We start from the raw sequence: 20,005 nt of genomic DNA, 5'->3' as shown, positions 1-20,005 counted from the left end.
CCGCCGTAAGGGCGGAACCGCAATCCGCAACACTCGCAGAAACGGATATACACCCAAAACACCACGAGCCTGGTCGGCCCAAAGGCCGCCAAGGTACCACCAATCGAAACACCCAGTTGCACCAAGTAAAACTCCCCAATCCCTGCCCCAATCCCTGCCCCAATCCACCCCCCCCAAGCCCACCCCAAAAACCCCTCAACCCCGCCCATCCCCAAGGGTATAAATAAGTAACACCAAGCCCCACCCAAGCGCACCCAACACCTCCAGCGCACCATTTCAGTGCCCCGAATGCACCGCAAAAACCACCCGCAAACGGTCAAATGCGTCAAAAGTTATACGGATGCGACATTAAGGTACGTTCGTGCCACCGTTTAACGCCGCCGACCGCTCTGGATCTTGCATTGGGTATGGGGCCTGCATAAGTATCCGCAGGCACGACTCACGAGGTCGTACCTCACAACTAAAAAATGACAACAAATCATGAGGCCAACATGCTTAAACACGCGGTCATTCCGTTTCTAGTCGGCGCAGGCTTGTTAGCCTCCGCACCTTTCGCCACCGCTGCGACTAACCTGGTGTTCTGCTCCGAAGGGAGCCCGGCCGGTTTTGATCCAGGCCAGTACACCACCGGAACCGACTTCGACGCCTCAGCCGAAACCATGTTCAACCGCCTGACCCAGTTCGAGCGCGGCGGCACCGCCGTGATTCCTGGTCTGGCGACCAAGTGGGACATTTCCGATGATGGCCTGACTTACACCTTCCACCTGCGTGAAGGCGTCAAGTTCCACACCACCCCGTATTTCAAGCCGACTCGTGAATTCAACGCCGACGACGTGCTGTTTACTTTCAACCGCATGATCAACAAGGACGACCCGTTCCGTAAGGCGTACCCGACCGAATTCCCGTACTTCACCGACATGGGGATGGACACCAACATCACCAAGATCGATAAAGTCGACGACCACACCGTCAAGTTCACCCTGAAAGAAGTCGACGCCGCGTTCATCCAGAACATGGCCATGAGCTTCGCGTCCGTGCAGTCCGCCGAATACGCGGCCCAACTGCTCAAGGATGGCAAAGCCGCCGACATCAATCAGAAGCCGATCGGCACTGGCCCGTTCGTGTTCAAGAGCTACCAGAAAGACTCGAACATCCGTTACACCGGCAACAAGGACTACTGGAAACCTGAAGACGTGAAGATCGACAACCTGATCTTCGCCATCACTACCGACCCATCGGTGCGTATCCAGAAGCTGAAAAAGAACGAGTGCCAGGTCACCCTGTTCCCGCGTCCGGCCGATCTGAAAGCGCTGAAAGAAGACAAGTCGCTGAAGATGCCGGATCAGGCCGGCTTCAACCTGGGCTACATCGCTTACAACGTGATGGATAAAGTCAAGGGCAGCAACGAGGCCAACCCACTGGCTGACCTGCGCGTGCGCCAGGCGCTGGACATGGCCGTGAACAAGCCGCAGATCATCGATTCGGTTTACCAAGGCGCCGGCCAACTGGCCGTCAACGCCATGCCGCCGACCCAGTGGTCCTACGACACCACCATCAAGGATGCCAAGTACGATCCTGAGAAAGCCAAACAGCTGCTCAAGGAAGCCGGCGTCAAGGAAGGTACCGAGATCGTCCTGTGGGCGATGCCGGTGCAGCGTCCGTACAACCCGAACGCCAAACTGATGGCTGAAATGCTCCAGTCCGACTGGGCCAAGATCGGCTTGAAAGTGAAGATCACCAGCTACGAGTGGGGCGAGTACATCAAGCGTTCCAAAGGTGGCGAGAACCAGGCCATGATCATTGGCTGGAGCGGTGACAATGGTGATCCGGACAACTGGCTCAACGTTCTGTTCGGCTGCGACTCGCTGAGCGGCAACAACTTCTCCAAGTGGTGCGACAAGAAGTTCGACGGCCTGGTGAAAGAAGCCAAACGCACTACCGACCAGGGCAAGCGCACCGAGCTGTACAAACAGGCGCAACACGTCCTCAAAGATGCAGTTCCAATGACACCTATCGCTCACTCGACGGTGTATCAACCCATGCGCGCCAACGTGCAGGATTTCAAGATCAGCCCATTTGGCCTGAATTCCTTCTACGGCGTCAGCGTCAGCAAGTAAGACACTGCAACGGCGGCGTTTCTGACGTCGCCGTTGCTTTATCTACCGGGAAAAAAGGAAAAGGCCTACACCCAAATCCGCCGCAGATGATTGCTTCGGTATAGGCGCGTCGACTTTTCCTACGAGCATTAAGGCAATTACGTATTTACTGCCAGAGGCACGGTGCCTACCGTCGCGTACTGACCAGTGTCTGCGTGGGCCACCGGTTTTGCCGTACGTATTGGATTGAGCTCAATGCGACCAGAAAGTCCCGGGATAGGGACCCTGACGCATTGCACAACACTAAAAAGAGGGAGCGTCATGCGCCATACCTTGATTTTTTCCGCACTGTTGGGCGCCGGCCTGTTGGCCGCCACGTCTGCAAGCTACGCCGCCAGCGACAGCCTGGTGTTTTGCTCGGAAGGCAGCCCGGCGGGTTTCGATACCGCGCAGTACACGACGGCCACCGACAACGACGCCGCCGAGCCGCTGTACAACCGCCTCGTCGAGTTTGAAAAAGGCGCGACCAATGTCGTACCGGGCCTGGCGACCAAGTGGGACATTTCCGAAGATGGCCTGAAATACACCTTTCACCTGCGTGAAGGCGTGAAATTTCATACAACCCCTTACTTCAAGCCGAGCCGCGATTTCAACGCTGACGATGTCGTGTTCACGTTCACTCGCATGCTCGATGCGCAACAGCCGTTCCGCAAGGCCTATCCCACCGAGTTTCCGTACTTCAACGGGATGAGCCTGAACAAGAACATCGCCAAGGTCGAGAAGACCGGGCCGCTGACCGTGGAGTTCACGCTCAACAGTGTCGATGCCGCGTTCATCCAGAACATCGCGATGAGCTTCGCTTCGATTCTGTCTGCCGAATACGCCGACAAGCTGCTGGCCGACGGCAAGCCGAGCGACATCAACCAGAAGCCGATCGGCACCGGGCCGTTCGTGTTCAAGAGTTACCAGAAAGACTCGAACATCCGTTACACCGGTAACCCGCAGTACTGGGATCCGAGCCGGGTCAAGCTGAAGAACCTGATTTTCGCGATCAATACCGACGCTTCGGTACGCGTGCAGAAGCTCAAGGCCAACGAGTGCCAGATCACCCTGCACCCGCGCCCTGCCGATGTTGAAGCGCTGAAGGCCGACCCGAAACTGCAACTGATTTCCAAGCCGGGCTTCAACCTCGGCTACATCGCTTACAACGTGCGCCACAAGCCGTTCGATCAACTGGAAGTGCGTCAGGCGCTGGACATGGCGGTGAATAAACAGGGAATTCTCAACGCTGTTTATCAAGGCGCCGGCCAACTGGCCGTCAACGCCATGCCACCAACCCAGTGGTCCTACGACGACACCATCAAGGACGCCGCCTACAACCCGGAAAAAGCCAAGGAACTGCTCAAGGCTGCCGGCGTGAAAGAAGGCACCGAGATCACCCTGTGGGCAATGCCGGTGCAGCGTCCGTACAACCCGAACGCCAAACTGATGGCCGAAATGCTCCAGTCCGACTGGGCGAAGATCGGTCTGAAAGTGAAGATCGTCAGCTACGAATGGGGCGAGTACATCAAGCGCACCAAGAATGGCGAGCACGACGTCAGCCTGATCGGCTGGACCGGCGACAATGGGGACCCGGACAACTGGCTGGGCACGCTGTACAGCTGCGACGCCATCGGCGGCAACAACTACTCCATGTGGTGCGACCCGGCTTACGACAAGCTGATCAAACAGGCCAAGGTCGTCACCGACCGCGACCAGCGCACCGTGCTTTATAAACAGGCCCAGCAATTGCTTAAACAGCAAGTGCCGATCACGCCTGTCGCCCACTCGACGGTCAACCAGCCGTTAAGCACCCGGGTCGAAGGATTCAAAGTCAGCCCGTTCGGCCGCAACGTGTTCTCGGGTGTCAGTATCGATTAAACCAACCGATTAGCCGCAATGCTGAGGGGAGCCGTCTACTCCCCTCACGCAAGCGCTTTGCCGAAATTCGCCCATCCGGCTTTTTGCAAACGTTTGCGATGTGTGAACGAGTTCTAAACCAATAACCGGCATACCAAAAAAAGCCGGGATAAAAAGAAAGTAAAGGAGCTTCACCCATGAAACTGAGCAGCACCGCGATACTGGCCCTGGCCATCAGCAGCATCACTGCTACCGCGTACGCCGAACCTGCAAGTCAGGAGTTCGTCCCTACCACATTGGCCGGCAGCAGCGCCCAAAGCGAGGCCAAAGGCTTTATCGATGGACAAAGCCTGGGCGGTACAACCCGTAACTGGTATGCCAACGAATTGCGTCGTCGCGACGACCGTTTCAGCTACGTGAAAAACAGCGACAAGAACACCACGCCTACCGTTCGCACTCCGACGCCACGCCGGATCAACTGGGTGCAAGGCACCATCGTCAACTACACCTCGGGCTTCACCCAAGGCACCGTGGGCGTGAGCACCGAAGTCGCCGCTTATAACGCCATTGTGCTGGATCGTGATCGCAAGGACATTGCTGGCGGCTCCAACCGGACCCTGGCGGATTCCGACGGCGACGCTGTCGACCAATGGAGCAAGCTGGGTCTGGCCAATGTCAAGCTTCGTGTATCCAACACCACATTGACCGCAGGTCGCCAGAACTTCAGCACGCCGATTGTCGATGTCATCGGTAACCGTCCGCTGCCTTCGAGCTTTGAAGGTATTACCCTGCACAGCGAAGAGTTCAACAACCTGTCGTTCGACGCGGGTGGCTTCGACCGCGTTTCCCCTCGTACCGAGCAGAGCCTGTCGAAATTTCGCACCGAGTATTCAGCCACTGGCGTGGAGACCGACAAGGTTTACGTTGCCGGCGTCAACTACCAACCGTTCAAGAGCCTGAAAACCAGCTTTTACGGTTCCAACGTGGAAGACTTCTGGAACCAGTACTACTTCGGCGCAACCCACGAACTGGGTGACAGCCAGGTGCTGAGCCTGACCACCGGTCTGAACTACTACAAGACCGTCGACGAAGGCAAAAAGCTGATGGGCAACATCGATAACGATACCTACTCGCTGTCGCTGGGTCTGACTCACCAGGCCCATAGCCTGACGTTCTCGTACCAGGAAGTTAACGGTAACGAGTACTTCGACTACCTGCACGAAACCAACGGCATCTACCTGGCCAACTCCCTGCTGTCGGACTTCAACGGCCCGAACGAGAAGTCGTTCCAGATCGCCTACGGCATCAACATGGCCGAGTACGGCGTACCTGGCCTGAAGTTCAATATCTACCAGGCACGCGGTTGGGGCATCGACGGTACTCACTACCGCGGCACCGCCTACACCGATCCGGGCGCCAAGCGTGGTGACCTGAGCCTGATGGACGGCGAGTCTCACTATGAATACGGTGTCGGGGCTTCCTACGCTGTGCAAAGCGGCCCGCTCAAAGCCACTGCAATTCGCGCGACGTACACCACTCACCGCGCCAGCGAACATCAGGCTGACGGCAACATCAACGAGTTCCGTCTCGTAACCACCATCCCGTTCAACATTCTGTAAAAACGCCAACCGACGGCTGACTCATGATGAGTCGGCCGTTCGGTTTTCTGTCTTCAACCGATTGCAGAGGGTTATCGATGAAAATGCTTCCCCTACGTGCGGCCATCGCGGCTGCGTTGCTGAGTGTCGCTGTCGGCGCCTCGGCCAAACCCTTGGTGGTCTGCACCGAAGCCAGCCCGGAAGGCTTCGATATGGTCCAGTACACAACTGCAGTCACGGCGGACGCTGTGGCCGAAACCATCTTCAACCGCCTGGCCGATTTCAAGCCCGGCACCACAGAAGTGATCCCGGCGCTCGCCGAGTCCTGGGACATCAGCGAAGACGGCCTGACCTACACGTTCCACCTGCGCAAAGGCGTCAAGTTTCACACCACCGAATATTTCAAGCCGACCCGCGACATGAACGCCGACGACGTGGTCTGGAGCTTCCAGCGTCAGCTGGACCCGAATCACCCGTGGCACAAACTGTCGAGCGTGGGCTTCCCGTACTTTGAAAGCATGGGCTTCAAGGAACTGCTCAAAAGCGTAGAAAAAGTCGACGACAACACGGTCAAGTTCACCCTGACCCGTCGCGAAGCGCCGTTCCTGGCTGACATCGCCATGGCGTTCTCGTCGATCTACCCGGCCGAATACGCCGACCAGTTGCTCAAGGCCAACAAGACCGGCGATCTGAACAACAAGCCGATCGGCACCGGCCCGTTCATCTTCCAGCGCTACGCCAAGGATGCGCAGGTGCGCTTCAAGGCCAACCCGGATTACTTCCGTGGCAAGCCGCCGGCCGACGCGTTGATCCTGGCGATCGCCACCGACAACAACGTGCGCCTGCAAAAGCTCAAGGCCAACGAGTGCCAGGTTGCGCTGTATCCGAAACCGGATGACATCCCGAGCATCAAGAAAGACAGCAAGCTGAAAGTCGACGAGCTGGACGCGATGACCGTTTCGTACATCGCCATGAACACCCAGCACAAGTACATGAGCGACGTACGCGTGCGCAAAGCCATCGACATCGCGTTCGACAAGGAAGCCTACGTCAACGCGCTGTTCGGCAAGGGTAACGCGTCGGTGGCGGTCAACCCGTACCCGCCGACCCTGCTCGGCTACAACCATGACCTGAAGAACCCGCCACGCGACCTCGACAAGGCGCGCGCGCTGCTCAAGGAAGCCGGGGTTCCGGAAGGCACCACCTTCACCCTGTTCACCCGCAACGGCGGCGGTCCGACCAACCCCAACCCGATGCTCGGTGCGCAAATGATGCAGGCTGACCTGGCGAAAGTCGGGATCAAGATCGACATCCGCGTGATGGAATGGGGCGAGATGCTCAAGCGCGCCAAGGCCGGCGAGCACGACATGGTCTCGGCCGGATGGGCGGGCGACAACGGCGACCCGGATAACTTCCTGACGCCTATGCTCAGTTGCGAGGCCGCCAAGAACGGCGAAAACTACGCACGCTGGTGCAACGAGAAATTCCAGGCACTGCTGGATGAAGCGCGGGCTAAAGTAGATCCGGCCGAACGCGCCGCGCTCTACGAACAGGCCCAAGTGCTGTTTAATCAGGACCAGCCATGGATCAGCATGGCCCATACTCGGATGTTCACTGCAATGCGCAACAATGTAGAGGGCTACCACATCAGCCCTCTCACCACTAATAACTTCGCCACCACCCAGGTGAAGTAGATAAGAAACGCCCGGTGCTCCTGACCTATGGAACACCGGGCACGCCTAACCGGCTGATGAGGTACCACACAAGATGTTTAGTTTTATTGCCCGCCGACTGGGGTTGTTGATCCCCACGTTTTTCGGCATCACCTTGCTGACTTTCGCGTTGATTCGCATGATTCCGGGCGACCCCGTGGAAGTGATGATGGGCGAACGTCGGGTCGACCCCGAAATGCACGCTCAGGCAATGGAACGCCTGGGGCTGAACAAGCCGCTGTATGCCCAGTATCTGGACTACATCGGCAAACTGGCCCAGGGCGATCTCGGTGAGTCGTTGCGTACCCGTGAAAGTGTGTGGACCGAGTTCACCTCTCTTTTCCCGGCGACCCTGGAACTGTCCATGGCCGCCCTGCTGTTCGCTGGCATCCTCGGGCTTCTGGCCGGGGTGATCGCGGCACTCAAACGAGGATCGCTGTTCGACCACGGGGTGATGGGCATCTCCCTCGCGGGCTATTCGATGCCGATCTTCTGGTGGGGCCTGATCCTGATCATGTTCTTCTCGGTGAGCCTGGGCTGGACTCCGGTTTCCGGGCGCATCGACCTGCTGTATGACATCGAGCCGAAAACCGGCTTCATGCTGATCGACACGCTGCTGGCCGATGACGTCGGCGCGTTCTTCGACGCCCTGCATCACCTGATCCTGCCGGCGATCGTGCTCGGTACCATTCCGCTGGCGGTAATCGCGCGGATGACCCGTTCATCGATGCTCGAAGTGCTGCGCGAAGACTACATCCGCACCGCCAAGGCCAAAGGCCTGTCGCCGTCGCGCGTGGTGTTCGTGCATGGTCTGCGCAATGCGCTGATTCCGGTGCTGACCGTGGTCGGCCTGCAAGTCGGCACGCTGCTGGCCGGTGCGGTCCTGACCGAAACCATCTTCTCCTGGCCCGGCATCGGTAAATGGCTGATCGAAGCCATCGGCGCCCGGGACTATCCGGTGGTGCAAAACGGCATCCTGTTAATCGCCTGCCTGGTGATTCTGGTCAACTTCGTGGTGGACATCCTCTACGGCTTTGCCAACCCACGCATCCGTCATCAGCGCTGAGGTCAATACCCATGAGCACTCCAACATCCTCAGTAGCCACCGCCACGTCCGCCGTGGATCAAAGCCTGCTGTACCCGTCGCCGTACAAAGAATTCTGGCAAGCGTTCTCGAAGAACAAGGGCGCCGTTGCCGGCCTGCTGTTCATGCTGCTGATCATTTTCTGCGCGATCTTCGCGCCGTGGGTCGCGCCGCATAACCCGAGCGAGCAATACCGTGACTTCCTGCTGACGCCGCCGGCGTGGCTCGAAGGCGGGCAGATGCAGTTCCTCCTCGGCACCGATGAACTCGGCCGTGACCTGCTGTCGCGTCTGATCCAGGGTTCGCGCCTGTCGTTGCTGATCGGCTTGTCGTCGGTGGTGATGTCGCTGATTCCGGGGATCCTGCTGGGTCTGTTTGCCGGTTTCTTCCCGAAAGTGGTCGGCCCGACCATCATGCGTCTGATGGACATCATGCTCGCCCTGCCGTCGCTGCTGCTGGCCGTGGCGATCGTCGCCATCCTCGGCCCTGGCCTGATCAACACCGTGATCGCGATTGCTGTGGTTTCCCTGCCGTCCTACGTGCGTCTGACCCGTGCCGCCGTCATGGGCGAACTGAACCGCGACTACGTCACCGCCGCGCGTCTGGCCGGTGCCGGTCTGCCGCGCCTGATGTTCATCACCGTGCTGCCCAACTGCATGGCGCCGCTGATCGTGCAGGCAACCCTGAGCTTCTCTTCGGCGATTCTCGATGCCGCTGCACTGGGCTTCCTCGGCCTCGGCGTACAACCGCCAACCCCTGAATGGGGCACCATGCTGGCCTCGGCCCGCGACTACATCGAACGCGCCTGGTGGGTGGTAAGTCTGCCTGGCCTGACCATTTTGCTCAGCGTGCTGGCAATCAACTTGATGGGCGACGGCCTGCGCGATGCGCTGGACCCGAAACTCAAGAACGCCGCCTGAGGAGATTCAAATGTCACTGTTAGAAATCAAGAATCTCAACGTCCGCTTCGGCGACAAGACCGCGACCCCGGTGGTCGACGGCCTCGACCTGAAAGTCGACAAAGGCGAAGTGCTGGCCATCGTTGGCGAGTCGGGTTCGGGTAAATCCGTGACCATGATGGCGCTGATGGGCCTGATCGAGCATCCCGGCATCGTCACCGCCGACTCGCTCAGCTTCGACGGCAAGGACATGCTCAAACTCAGCAACCGCCAGCGTCGGCAGATCGTCGGCAAAGACCTGTCGATGGTCTTCCAGGACCCGATGACCGCGCTGAACCCGAGCTACACCGTCGGTTTCCAGATTGAGGAAGTGCTGCGCCTGCACCTGAAAATGTCCGGCAAGCAAGCGCGCAAGCGTGCCATCGAACTGCTGGAAAAAGTCGAGATCCCGGGCGCCGCCAGTCGTATGGACGCCTATCCGCATCAACTGTCTGGCGGTATGAGCCAGCGTGTCGCGATCGCCATGGCGATTGCCGGCGAGCCGAAACTGTTGATCGCCGACGAACCGACCACCGCACTGGACGTGACGATTCAGGCGCAGATCATGGATCTGCTGCTGGCGTTGCAGAAAGAGCAGAACATGGGCCTGGTGCTGATCACTCACGACCTCGCGGTCGTGGCGGAAACTGCCCAGCGTGTCTGCGTGATGTATGCCGGCCAGGCGGTGGAAGTCGGTCAGGTGCCGCAACTGTTCGACATCCCGGCGCACCCGTACAGCGAAGCGCTGCTCAAGGCGATTCCCGAGCACAGCCTCGGCGCCTCGCGTCTGTCGACCTTGCCGGGCATCGTCCCGGGCCGTTATGACCGTCCGCAGGGTTGCCTGCTGTCGCCGCGCTGCCCGTACGTGCAGGACAACTGCCGCACCCAGCGTCCGGGCCTTGATCCGAAAGCCAACAGCCTCGCCCGCTGCTTCTACCCGCTGAACCAGGAGGTGGCGTAATGGCCGTCGTACTTACCGCCCGCGACCTGACCCGTCACTACGAAGTCTCCCGTGGCCTGTTCAAGGGCCACGCCACCGTGCGCGCGCTCAACGGCGTGTCGTTCGAACTGGAAGCCGGCAAGACCCTTGCCGTGGTAGGCGAATCGGGCTGTGGCAAATCCACTCTTGCCCGCGCCCTGACGCTGATCGAAGAGCCGTCGTCGGGCTCGCTGCAGATCGCCGGTCAGGAAGTTGCCGGCGCCGACAAGGCCGAGCGCAAGCAACTGCGCAAAGACGTGCAGATGGTGTTTCAGAGCCCGTACGCGTCGTTGAACCCACGGCAGAAAATCGGTGATCAACTGGCCGAACCGCTGTTGATCAACACCAAGCTGTCGGCTACCGAGCGTCGCGAGAAAGTCCAGGCGATGATGAAGCAGGTCGGCTTGCGCCCTGAGCATTACCAGCGCTATCCGCACATGTTCTCCGGCGGTCAGCGCCAGCGTATCGCTCTGGCGCGGGCAATGATGCTGCAACCGAAAGTGCTGGTCGCGGACGAACCGACTTCGGCACTGGACGTATCGATTCAGGCCCAGGTGCTCAACCTGTTCATGGATTTGCAGCAGGAGTTCAACACCGCCTACGTGTTTATCTCGCACAACCTCGCGGTGGTGCAGCACGTGGCCGATGACGTGATGGTGATGTACCTCGGCCGCCCGGTAGAACTGGGACCGAAAAACGACATCTACGAGCGCCCGCTGCATCCGTACACCCAAGCGCTGCTGTCGGCGACCCCGACGATTCACCCGGACCCGAACAAGCCGAAAATCAAGATCGTCGGCGAACTGCCCAACCCGCTGAACCCGCCACCGGGCTGTGCTTTCCACAAGCGCTGCCCGTACGCGACCGAACGTTGCAGCACGGAAGAGCCGCTGTTGCGTGAACTGGATAATCGGCAGGTGGCCTGCCACTACGCCGAGCAGTTTCTCGACGGCGCGGCGTAGGCCCACGAAATATCTCATGTGGGAGCGAGCCTGCTCGCGAATGCGGTGTAACAGTCACCAACATTGTCGACTGAAATGACGCTTTCGCGAGCAGGCTCGCTCCCACAGGGAGTTCGTGTTGATTCAAGAATTCATGCGATAACAAAACCCCTTCCACCTCGATTGCGCATCAGTCGAGGCCGAAGGGGTTTTTCTTTGCCCGGCGATCTACGTCTGGCTATCGCCTTCGTCATCCGGGTCATCGGTATCCGGATCGTCCGTGGTCGAGTCGTCGTCATCGGCGCTGCCACCCTGATTCATATCCCCCGGTTCCGACTCGGACTTGGCCAGCATCAGCCCGCTATGCCCGACCTGCCCATTGAACGCCTGAGATTCGTGATCCTCGCACTCGGCCCATGCCGTTGCGGTGCCGAGGGATAGCATCACCATCACTTTCAACAACATCAAAACCCGTAGCAATCTGCTTTTCATGGCCGACTCCATCCTGTTGCGCTAAGACATGCTTGCCGGACTGGCTCGATGTGAAATCTAGTTGCGATCCGACTGGCTCACCACTTAGGACGCGACCGCGCAGGCAGAAATGCCATCGACCGCCAGATTGCTTTTGAATAACAGCAATAACCGAATCAGCTAAGCGCCGCGCGTGGCCTGCCAGGTCAATGGAATCGAGAGCAGCACCAGCAGCGCACTCATCAGCCACACGCTGTGCCCGCCAAACTCGCCGTACAGCTGACCGCTGAGCACCGGCGACAACAGCGCGCTGGCACTCCAACTCATGAAGAACAAGCCGAAGTACTGACCGCTCTTGCCGCTCTGCGCGAACTGCATCGCCAGTACATTCAACGGCGGCATGAACAAGGCCTCGCCCAGCGTCCAGATCAGTGTCGACAGACAGACAAAAGCCAAGCCGGAACCGAACGGCAACATGCCCAATCCGCAGGCCAACAGCACACTGCCGACGAGCATTTGCCAACGCGAGCCCCAACGCTCGACCGAATGCGACAGCGGAATCTGCAAAGCGATCACCAACAGCGCATTGAGCCCGAACTGCCAACCGATCGCTTCGGTGCTCAGGTGGTAGTAATCACGCAGATAATTGCCCAGCGTGCTGTAGACCGTGTCGAACGCAATGCCGAGCACGGCCGTCGCCGCCAGCAGCCAGAGGAACGGCTTGTCGCGAAGCGGCACGCTCGAGCCATCGATCGATTCGTCTTCAACCACCAGCACCGGCCGCCGCCACGTCGTGCGCACGAACCACAGCAACGCCAGCATCGTCATCGCCGCACTGACAAAAAACACCCAACGAAAATCCGCCTGCGCCAACACCCCACCGGCCACCCCGGCAGCGGCCATGCCCAGATTACGCGCCACCCGACTCAGAGCCTGCGCACGCGAGCGTTGCGCGACTTCGCAATATTCCATGATCAGCCGCTGATGCAGCGTACGAATCGCGCCGTCGATAACACCGCTGAGCAACAACAAACCGGCCAGCCACGGCACCTGCGTCACCAGTCCCAACAGCATCAGCACCCACACCGAAACGAAAAACAGCGCCGCCGTCAGCCGCGCCGTGCGCACATGGTCACTGAGCCAGCCGCCGAGCATCGAACCGACCAGCAACCCGGCGCCATAGGCCGACAGCAACCAGCCCACGGTTTCAATTGCCAGGCCCAGCTCCTGACGCAGGTACAGCGCCATGAACAGCTTGACCATGGCGCTGAGGCGATTGATGAACAACAGCGCCGCGAGGACCCAGGCCATGGGGGTGAAATAGCCTTTAAGAAGCAGCAGGGGATTCAGCCGACTTGTCACTCCATTGACCTCTTCGAACGACTTGCAGGGACTGGAACACTACCGGTCAACATGGCGGTTGTCGCATACCAGCACATCCAAAACACGGAAATAAGGAACCGCCCTACAACACGCCGTAGGAAATGTCGCAGGTTGAGAACTTTTGACCTTGCTTTTCAGGCTCGCAGTCTTCAACAACCGAATTGGATTGAGTGCATCAAACAGAAAATCGTCGGCTCGCAGATTGCCTTCGCGAGCAGGCTCGCTCCCACAATTGGATTGGGGACGACCTCAAGCAACAGGTCGGCTGTCAGGCCGCCATCGCGAGCAGGCTCACTCCTACAATTTGACCGCGTACCTCCTCAGAAACAGGCCGGCTATCAGGCCGCCTTCGCGAGCAGGCTAGCTCCTACAATTTGACCGCGCACCTCTTCAGAAACAGGCCGGCAGTCAGGCCGCTTTCGCGAGCAAGCTCGCTCCCACAATTGGATTGGGGACGACCTCAAGAAACAGGTCGGCTGTCAGGCCGCCATCGCGAGCAGGCTCGCTCCCACAGAAAAGCAAAGCAGCGCAGCTGCTCGCGGCGAAGCCGCCCCACTCAACAATGAGCGCAAGCTCGAGTGCTTTTGATCTTGCTGTTGATCCACTGGCGACGTCGGAAGGCTGAGTGTAGGGATTGATCCGGGGGTGGGAGCGTAGCGACCGTTCGACGCAGTCGAACACAGCGGAAGGAGGTGCAGCGAAGCAAACCGTAGCCGCTGCGCCCGGATCGATCCCGGAGCGAAGGAACCCGAGCCTGCGAGGGCCGAACGTAGGAGCAAGCCTTTTCGGTTACCTTTTTGGCGTTTGAAAAAGGTGACTCGCCGTAAGGGCGAAACCGCCAGCCGCAGCACCCGAAGCAACGGATATTCACCCAAAACCCCAACAGCCTGGTCGGCCCAACGGCCGCCAAGAGCAAAACCGGCAGCCCATAAAAAAGCCCCCAAGGCCTACACCTCAGGGGCTTTCAGAAAAACACCTCAAACCTTAATGATGCTCCCGCGTCGCGCGGAATTTCACATCCGGCCAGCGCTCTTCCATCAACGCCAGATTCACCCGCGTCGGCGCCAGATAGGTCAGATGCCCACCGCCATCCAGCGCGAGGTTCTCCACCGCCTTGTTGGAAAACTCCTCAAGCTTCTTCTTGTCGTCACACTCGATCCAGCGCGCCGAATACACAGTGATCGGCTCATACGAGCACTCGACCTTGTATTCCTCTTTCAAACGGCTGGCGACCACATCGAACTGCAGCACACCGACAGCGCCGAGAATGATGTCGTTGCTGCGCTCGGGGAAGAACACCTGCGTCGCGCCCTCTTCCGCCAACTGCTGCAGGCCCTGACGCAACTGCTTGGACTTCAGCGGATCACGCAGACGCACGCGACGGAACAGTTCCGGGGCGAAGTGCGGAATGCCGGTGAAACCGAGGACTTCGCCTTCGCTGAAGGTGTCGCCGATCTGGATCGTGCCGTGGTTGTGCAGACCGATGATGTCGCCGGCGTAGGCCTCTTCCAGTTGCTCACGCTCGGAAGAGAAGAACGTCAGGGCGTCGCCGATGCGCACGTCCTTGCCGGTACGCACGTGGCGCATCTTCATGCCTTTTTCGTACTTGCCCGAGCAGATACGCATGAAGGCGATGCGGTCGCGGTGTTTCGGGTCCATGTTCGCCTGGATCTTGAAGATGAAGCCCGAGAACTTCTCTTCCACCGGCTCGACGGTGCGCTCGTTGGCCACCCGGGCCAGCGGACGCGGCGCCCAATCGACGACAGCATCGAGCACGTGGTCGACACCGAAGTTGCCCAGTGCAGTACCGAAGAACACCGGGGTCAACTGGCCGTCGAGGAATTCCTGCTGGTTGAATTCGTGACAGGCGCCCTGCACCAGTTCCAGCTGTTCGATGAAGCGCTCGTACTCATCGCCCAAGTGCGCGCGCGCCTCGTCGGAGTCGAGTTTCTCGATGATCTTGGTTTCGGTGCGCTCGTGACCGTGACCGGCGGTGTAAACAATGATGTAGTCGTCGGCCAGGTGATACACGCCCTTGAAATCGCGGTAGCAACCGATCGGCCAGGTGATCGGCGCAGCCTTGATTTTCAGAACGGCTTCGATTTCGTCGAGCAGTTCGATCGGGTCGCGGATGTCACGGTCGAGCTTGTTGATGAAGCTGACGATCGGCGTGTCACGCAGACGGCAGACGTCCATCAGCGCAATGGTCCGCGGCTCTACACCCTTACCGCCGTCGAGCACCATCAATGCCGAGTCCACCGCTGTCAGGGTGCGGTAGGTGTCTTCGGAGAAGTCTTCGTGGCCCGGGGTGTCGAGCAGGTTGATCATGTGTTCGCGATAGGGGAACTGCATGACCGACGTGGTAATGGAAATACCCCGCTGCTTCTCCATCTCCATCCAGTCGGATGTCGCATGGCGATCGGATTTACGGGATTTCACCGTACCGGCCACTGCAATCGCCTTGCCCATCAACAGGAGCTTTTCGGTGATCGTGGTTTTACCGGCATCGGGGTGGGAAATAATGGCGAAAGTGCGGCGTTTCGCGACTTCGGCGGCCTGTTGGGTCATGGGAAATCGCCTGGCGGTGATTCAAAAAAGGGCCGCGATTATAGCCCAACTCAGCACAATAACCGAACCGTTGAGCACATTAAGGGTGGCCAAATGCTGCCTCAGATGGGAACCTTTTAAAGCACGGAGACGTCCATCCCCTGTTACGAACTTTCGTCAGGGGCTGAAAAATCAGCAAGTTAGCCTGACGAGGCTGCGCTCATGGCTCGCTTTCGCACCGCTTGGCCGGTGCTGGAAAACGGCTACTTTTCGCGAACGCTGACTCCGGCAGCCAGGAATGGCTTGCCACGCGGAGCAGCGCTCGCCGACTACAAAAAAGGAGTCCGCCTGTGGCTATCCGCTATGGCAAAGGGCTGATGGGAGGTGCGGTGGTGATCGCGCTCCTGGCCCTGCTGGTCCACTGGATCGGCATCAACACGATCGAACACTACCGCGACGATTTGTTGTTTTACCTGCAAGCTCATCTGATTCTCGTCCTCGCCTCCATGCTGGCCGCCCTTGTCGTGGGCATCCCCGCCGGTATCTTCCTCAGCCGCCCGAGCATGGTCGGCCGCGCCGAACGCTTCATGCAGATCTTCAATATCGGCAACACCGTGCCACCGCTGGCGGTGCTCGCGATTGCGCTGGGCATCCTCGGCATCGGCAGTGGCCCGGCGATCTTCGCCCTGTTCCTCGCCTCGCTGTTGCCGATCGTGCGCAACACCTATGAAGGCCTGAAAAATGTGCAGGGCTCGCTGAAAGAAGCCGCTGTCGGCATCGGCATGACCCCGCGCCAAGTGTTGTGGAAAGTCGAATTGCCCAACGCCGTGCCGATCATCGTCGGTGGTGTGCGTGTCGCACTGGCGATCAACGTCGGTACCGCGCCGCTGGCGTTCCTGATCGGCGCCAACAGCCTCGGCAGCCTGATCTTCCCCGGCATCGCCCTGAACAATCAGCCGCAACTGCTGCTCGGCGCCGCGTGCACCGCGCTGTTGGCGCTGTTGCTCGATGGCGTGGTCACCCTCGCCAGCCGCTTATGGCTGGAACGCGGTTTGCGCCCGTCTTAAGGCTTTGCGAAGGAATATTTATGAAACGACTTAGCTTGATCTTAGGCTGCGTCCTGCTGTTCGCAGGAATCGCGCAAGCCGCTGAAAAACCGGTCATCCGCCTCGGCGCCCGGGTCTTCACAGAGCAGACCCTGCTCGCCGAAATCACCGCGCAATACCTGCGCAGCAAAGGCTACGACGCGCAGATCACCGGCGGTCTGGGCAGCAACCTCGCCCGCAGCGCCCACGAAAGTGGCCAATTGGACCTGCTCTGGGAATACACCGGCGTGTCGCTGGTGGCCTACAACCATGTCACCGAGAAACTCGACAGCGCGCAATCCTACGCCCGGGTCAAAGAACTCGACGCGAAAAAAGGCCTGGTCTGGCTGACGCCGTCGAAATTCAGCAACACCTATGCCCTCGCTTTGCCGAAAAAAGTCGCCGGGCAATACCCGCAGATCGGCAATATCAGCCAGCTCAACGAAGTGCTGCGCGCCGAGGCCAAGACCAACCACCTAGTGGCGCTGGATACAGAGTTCGCCAACCGCTCCGACGGTCTCGACGGCATGGTCAAGCTCTACGACATGAACCTGACCCGCAAGAACATCCGCCAGATGGATGCCGGCCTGGTCTACACCGCGCTGCGTAACGGTCAGGTGTTTGCCGGTCTGGTCTACACCACCGATGGCCGCCTCAATGCCTTCGGCCTGAAATTGCTGGAAGACGACAAGCATTACTTCCCCGACTACACCGCCGCTCCCGTGGTGCGTCAGGCCACGCTGGACGCCAACCCGAAACTGGCCGAACAACTCAAGCCGCTGGCCGAACTGTTCGACGACGAAACCATGCGCCAGCTCAACGCGCGGGTCGACGTCGACCACGAGAGCCCATCGTCCGTTGCCGCCGATTTCCTGCGCCAGCACCCACTGAATTAAGAGAGGAGAAGTCATGGAATTTCTGAACGCCTTTTCCCATCTCGACTGGCAGCAGGTGATGCACCTGACCTGGCAGCACATCACTCTGGTCGGCATCGCCGTGACCCTGGCGATCGTCATCGGCGTGCCGCTGGGCATCCTGATGACGCGCTTCCCCGCCCTCGCCGGCCCGCTGCAAGCCAGCGCCACGGTGCTGTTGACCGTGCCGTCGATTGCCCTGTTCGGTCTGCTGCTGCCGTTCTACTCCAAGTTCGGCCAGGGCCTCGGGCCGCTGCCGGCAATCACCGCCGTGTTCCTCTATTCGTTGCTGCCGATCATGCGCAACACCTACCTCGCCCTCACCGGCGTCGAGCCGGGCATCCGCGAAGCCGCGCGCGGCATCGGCATGACCTTCGGCCAGCGCCTGCGCATGGTTGAACTGCCGATCGCGGTGCCGGTGATTCTTGCTGGCGTGCGCACCGCCGTGGTGATGAACATCGGCGTGATGACCATTGCCGCAACCATCGGCGCCGGCGGCCTCGGTGTGTTGATCCTCGCCTCCATCAGCCGCAGTGACATGTCGATGCTTATCGTCGGCGCGCTGCTGGTCAGTCTTCTGGCGATTTTCGCCGACCTGTTTCTCCAATGGCTGCAACGCTCGTTGACTCCAAAAGGACTCCTCAAATGATCGAACTTCAAAACCTCAGCAAAACTTTCCAAAGCAACGGCAAAGATGTCAAAGCTGTGGACTCGGTAAGCCTGACCGTCAATGAAGGCGAGATCTGCGTGTTCCTCGGGCCATCGGGTTGCGGCAAAAGCACCACGCTGAAAATGATCAACCGCCTGATCAAACCGACCTCGGGCAAGATCCTCATCAACGGCGAAGACACCACCGATCTCGACGAAGTGACGCTGCGCCGCAACATCGGCTACGTGATTCAGCAGATCGGTCTGTTCCCGAACATGACCATCGAAGAGAACATCGTCGTGGTGCCGAAACTGCTCGGCTGGGACAAACAGAAATGCCACGACCGCGCCCGCGAACTGATGAGCATGATCAAGCTCGAGCCCAAGCAGTATCTGCATCGGTATCCGCGTGAATTGTCCGGTGGTCAGCAACAGCGTATTGGCGTGATTCGAGCGCTTGCGGCTGACGCCCCACTGCTGTTGATGGACGAACCGTTTGGCGCGGTCGACCCGATCAACCGCGAGATGATCCAGAACGAATTCTTCGAGATGCAGCGCGCGCTGAACAAGACCGTGATCATGGTCAGCCACGACATCGACGAAGCGATCAAGCTGGGCGACAAGATCGCCATTTTCCGCGCCGGCAAGCTGCTGCAGATCGACCACCCGGACACCCTGCTGGCGCATCCGGCGGATGATTTCGTCAGCAACTTCGTCGGCCAGGACAGCACGCTCAAACGCCTGCTGTTGGTGAAGGCTGAAGACGCGGCGGACAACGCGCCGTCGGTCAGCCCGGAAACCCCGGTGGCCGATGCGCTGGAACTGATGGACGAACATGACCGTCGCTACGTCGTGGTCACCTGCGCCGAGAACAAGGCGCTGGGTTACGTGCGCCGTCGCGACCTGCATCGCCAGACCGGCACCTGCGCACAATTCCTGCGTGAGTTCAACGCCACCGCGGCGTACGACGAGCACCTGCGCATCCTGTTGTCGCGCATGTACGAATTCAACCGCGCCTGGCTGCCGGTGATGGATGCCGAACGGGTATTCCTCGGTGAAGTGACGCAGGAATCGATCGCGGCATACCTCAGCTCGGGACGTTCGCGGGGGATGAAGACCAGTATCGTCTCGCCGGCTGAGACCGTCGTCGCCTAAAAATACAGACCCTGTGGGAGCGAACTTGCTCGCGAAAGCGAAATATCAGTCAACAACGATGTCGACTGTGAAAATGCCTTCGCGAGCAAGCTCGCTCCCACAGGATTGCGTGATTTCGTTGATCTTCACAGGGTGACAAAGAATCTCAACAGCCTCTCCCGCTAGAGCGTCATCAATTCAGCTTCTTCAAGGTCCAAATCCCCCCTCAACACCCTCTCTCGACGCCAACGTCGCCGATGTTGCCGCTATCACACTTACCCGCGATCTAGCCGACAAAAGCCACGAACGTGCAGATATGTTTAACACTCGAAAATTCGCCGGGAACATCTGCCCGTCATCTCGGTCGGGTAGAAGGAGTGATGAACGCGACGCACGTCAGAAGCGTGCAAAAACGCGACATTTTTAGTTGATCTCGCGCCCCTCACGCCCTAAAGTTCGCGCCGAACGTCCATGCTGGAAACGATCCATCCGGCTCAAGTACTGACGACGAGACAGCAAGGCCAAGGGATAACCGCACATCTCTGGGCCTTTTTGCTTTCGGCGGCAATGCCTTGG

The 20,005-nt window shown here is 59.4% G+C and carries 15 protein-coding genes; 12 read left to right on the top strand and 3 right to left on the bottom strand.

From position 1 onward, the window contains the following. The first annotated feature begins 491 nt into the window (after positions 1-491). From OK411_RS05065 to OK411_RS05030, 8 genes are all read left to right on the top strand, one after another. Complete coding sequence (locus tag OK411_RS05065; protein WP_016771716.1) at positions 492-2,117, top strand: ABC transporter substrate-binding protein; 1,626 nt, start codon at positions 492-494, stop codon at positions 2,115-2,117. Positions 2,118-2,417: 300 nt separating this feature from the next. Next, entirely contained in the window at positions 2,418-4,016 is a 1,599-nt protein-coding gene (locus tag OK411_RS05060; RefSeq protein ID WP_024011591.1) for an ABC transporter substrate-binding protein, read from the top strand. A 176-nt stretch (positions 4,017-4,192) separates the two neighbouring features. Then, positions 4,193-5,614: an OprD family porin gene (locus OK411_RS05055; protein ID WP_136491940.1), complete on the top strand. Its 1,422-nt coding sequence runs from the start codon at positions 4,193-4,195 to the stop codon at positions 5,612-5,614. 77 nt (positions 5,615-5,691) lie between these two features. Continuing rightward, a complete protein-coding gene (locus OK411_RS05050) occupies positions 5,692-7,287 on the top strand; it encodes an ABC transporter substrate-binding protein (RefSeq protein ID WP_024011590.1) in 1,596 nt (531 codons plus the stop codon). 73 nt (positions 7,288-7,360) lie between these two features. Next, complete coding sequence (locus OK411_RS05045; RefSeq protein ID WP_016771720.1) at positions 7,361-8,371, top strand: ABC transporter permease subunit; 1,011 nt, start codon at positions 7,361-7,363, stop codon at positions 8,369-8,371. A gap of 11 nt (positions 8,372-8,382) precedes the next feature. Further along, positions 8,383-9,309 (top strand): ABC transporter permease subunit, encoded by a 927-nt coding sequence (locus OK411_RS05040; RefSeq protein ID WP_016771721.1) that lies wholly within the window; start codon positions 8,383-8,385, stop codon positions 9,307-9,309. A gap of 10 nt (positions 9,310-9,319) precedes the next feature. After that, positions 9,320-10,288, top strand: coding sequence for an ABC transporter ATP-binding protein (locus tag OK411_RS05035; protein ID WP_016771722.1), 969 nt, complete (start codon positions 9,320-9,322; stop codon positions 10,286-10,288). Next, positions 10,288-11,268: a peptide ABC transporter ATP-binding protein gene (locus OK411_RS05030; protein ID WP_071174376.1), complete on the top strand. Its 981-nt coding sequence runs from the start codon at positions 10,288-10,290 to the stop codon at positions 11,266-11,268. The genes OK411_RS05035 and OK411_RS05030 overlap by 1 nt, the downstream gene beginning before the upstream one ends. 207 nt (positions 11,269-11,475) lie before the next feature. Here the strand turns inward: OK411_RS05030 and OK411_RS05020 are convergent, their stop codons facing one another. From OK411_RS05020 to OK411_RS05010, 3 genes are all read right to left on the bottom strand, one after another. Then, the gene (locus OK411_RS05020; RefSeq protein WP_071174375.1) at positions 11,476-11,739 is read right to left on the bottom strand and encodes a hypothetical protein; all 264 of its coding nucleotides are present in this window, start codon (positions 11,737-11,739) and stop codon (positions 11,476-11,478) included. 159 nt (positions 11,740-11,898) lie between these two features. Further along, entirely contained in the window at positions 11,899-13,029 is a 1,131-nt protein-coding gene (locus tag OK411_RS05015; protein WP_264364525.1) for an MFS transporter, read from the bottom strand. Positions 13,030-14,085: 1,056 nt separating this feature from the next. Then, positions 14,086-15,669, bottom strand: a complete 1,584-nt coding sequence (locus tag OK411_RS05010) for a peptide chain release factor 3 (protein WP_016771727.1) — start codon at positions 15,667-15,669, stop codon at positions 14,086-14,088. 356 nt (positions 15,670-16,025) lie between these two features. Here OK411_RS05010 and OK411_RS05005 point away from each other — a divergent pair, with 356 nt between their 5' ends. The 4 genes from OK411_RS05005 to OK411_RS04990 are packed head-to-tail and all read left to right on the top strand — an operon-like array spanning position 16,026 to position 19,450. Continuing rightward, a complete protein-coding gene (locus OK411_RS05005) occupies positions 16,026-16,715 on the top strand; it encodes an ABC transporter permease (RefSeq protein ID WP_166554532.1) in 690 nt (229 codons plus the stop codon). A gap of 20 nt (positions 16,716-16,735) precedes the next feature. Then, a complete protein-coding gene (locus tag OK411_RS05000) occupies positions 16,736-17,629 on the top strand; it encodes a glycine betaine ABC transporter substrate-binding protein (protein ID WP_264364524.1) in 894 nt (297 codons plus the stop codon). 13 nt (positions 17,630-17,642) lie between these two features. Continuing rightward, entirely contained in the window at positions 17,643-18,296 is a 654-nt protein-coding gene (locus OK411_RS04995) for an ABC transporter permease (RefSeq protein ID WP_090281735.1), read from the top strand. Further along, complete coding sequence (locus OK411_RS04990) at positions 18,293-19,450, top strand: betaine/proline/choline family ABC transporter ATP-binding protein (RefSeq protein WP_016771732.1); 1,158 nt, start codon at positions 18,293-18,295, stop codon at positions 19,448-19,450. The genes OK411_RS04995 and OK411_RS04990 overlap by 4 nt, the downstream gene beginning before the upstream one ends. Positions 19,451-20,005 lie beyond the last annotated feature (555 nt).

The organism is Pseudomonas sp. RG1 (assembly GCF_025910115.1).
Classification (GTDB): domain Bacteria; phylum Pseudomonadota; class Gammaproteobacteria; order Pseudomonadales; family Pseudomonadaceae; genus Aquipseudomonas; species Aquipseudomonas atacamensis.
Note: the sequence above shows the minus strand (reverse complement) of the source record. Positions and strands in the feature narration are given on the sequence as shown.

What these genes read in the sequence shown, in the direction of transcription:
- OK411_RS05065 (WP_016771716.1), top strand. Translation starts at nt 492, where the DNA reads ATGCTTAAACACGCGGTCATTCCGTTTCTAGTCGGCGCAGGCTTGTTA.
- OK411_RS05060 (WP_024011591.1), top strand. Translation starts at nt 2,418, where the DNA reads ATGCGCCATACCTTGATTTTTTCCGCACTGTTGGGCGCCGGCCTGTTG.
- OK411_RS05055 (WP_136491940.1), top strand. Translation starts at nt 4,193, where the DNA reads ATGAAACTGAGCAGCACCGCGATACTGGCCCTGGCCATCAGCAGCATC.
- OK411_RS05050 (WP_024011590.1), top strand. Translation starts at nt 5,692, where the DNA reads ATGAAAATGCTTCCCCTACGTGCGGCCATCGCGGCTGCGTTGCTGAGT.
- OK411_RS05045 (WP_016771720.1), top strand. Translation starts at nt 7,361, where the DNA reads ATGTTTAGTTTTATTGCCCGCCGACTGGGGTTGTTGATCCCCACGTTT.
- OK411_RS05040 (WP_016771721.1), top strand. Translation starts at nt 8,383, where the DNA reads ATGAGCACTCCAACATCCTCAGTAGCCACCGCCACGTCCGCCGTGGAT.
- OK411_RS05035 (WP_016771722.1), top strand. Translation starts at nt 9,320, where the DNA reads ATGTCACTGTTAGAAATCAAGAATCTCAACGTCCGCTTCGGCGACAAG.
- OK411_RS05030 (WP_071174376.1), top strand. Translation starts at nt 10,288, where the DNA reads ATGGCCGTCGTACTTACCGCCCGCGACCTGACCCGTCACTACGAAGTC.
- OK411_RS05020 (WP_071174375.1), bottom strand. Translation starts at nt 11,739, where the DNA reads ATGAAAAGCAGATTGCTACGGGTTTTGATGTTGTTGAAAGTGATGGTG.
- OK411_RS05015 (WP_264364525.1), bottom strand. Translation starts at nt 13,029, where the DNA reads ATGGCCTGGGTCCTCGCGGCGCTGTTGTTCATCAATCGCCTCAGCGCC.
- OK411_RS05010 (WP_016771727.1), bottom strand. Translation starts at nt 15,669, where the DNA reads ATGACCCAACAGGCCGCCGAAGTCGCGAAACGCCGCACTTTCGCCATT.
- OK411_RS05005 (WP_166554532.1), top strand. Translation starts at nt 16,026, where the DNA reads ATGGGAGGTGCGGTGGTGATCGCGCTCCTGGCCCTGCTGGTCCACTGG.
- OK411_RS05000 (WP_264364524.1), top strand. Translation starts at nt 16,736, where the DNA reads ATGAAACGACTTAGCTTGATCTTAGGCTGCGTCCTGCTGTTCGCAGGA.
- OK411_RS04995 (WP_090281735.1), top strand. Translation starts at nt 17,643, where the DNA reads ATGGAATTTCTGAACGCCTTTTCCCATCTCGACTGGCAGCAGGTGATG.
- OK411_RS04990 (WP_016771732.1), top strand. Translation starts at nt 18,293, where the DNA reads ATGATCGAACTTCAAAACCTCAGCAAAACTTTCCAAAGCAACGGCAAA.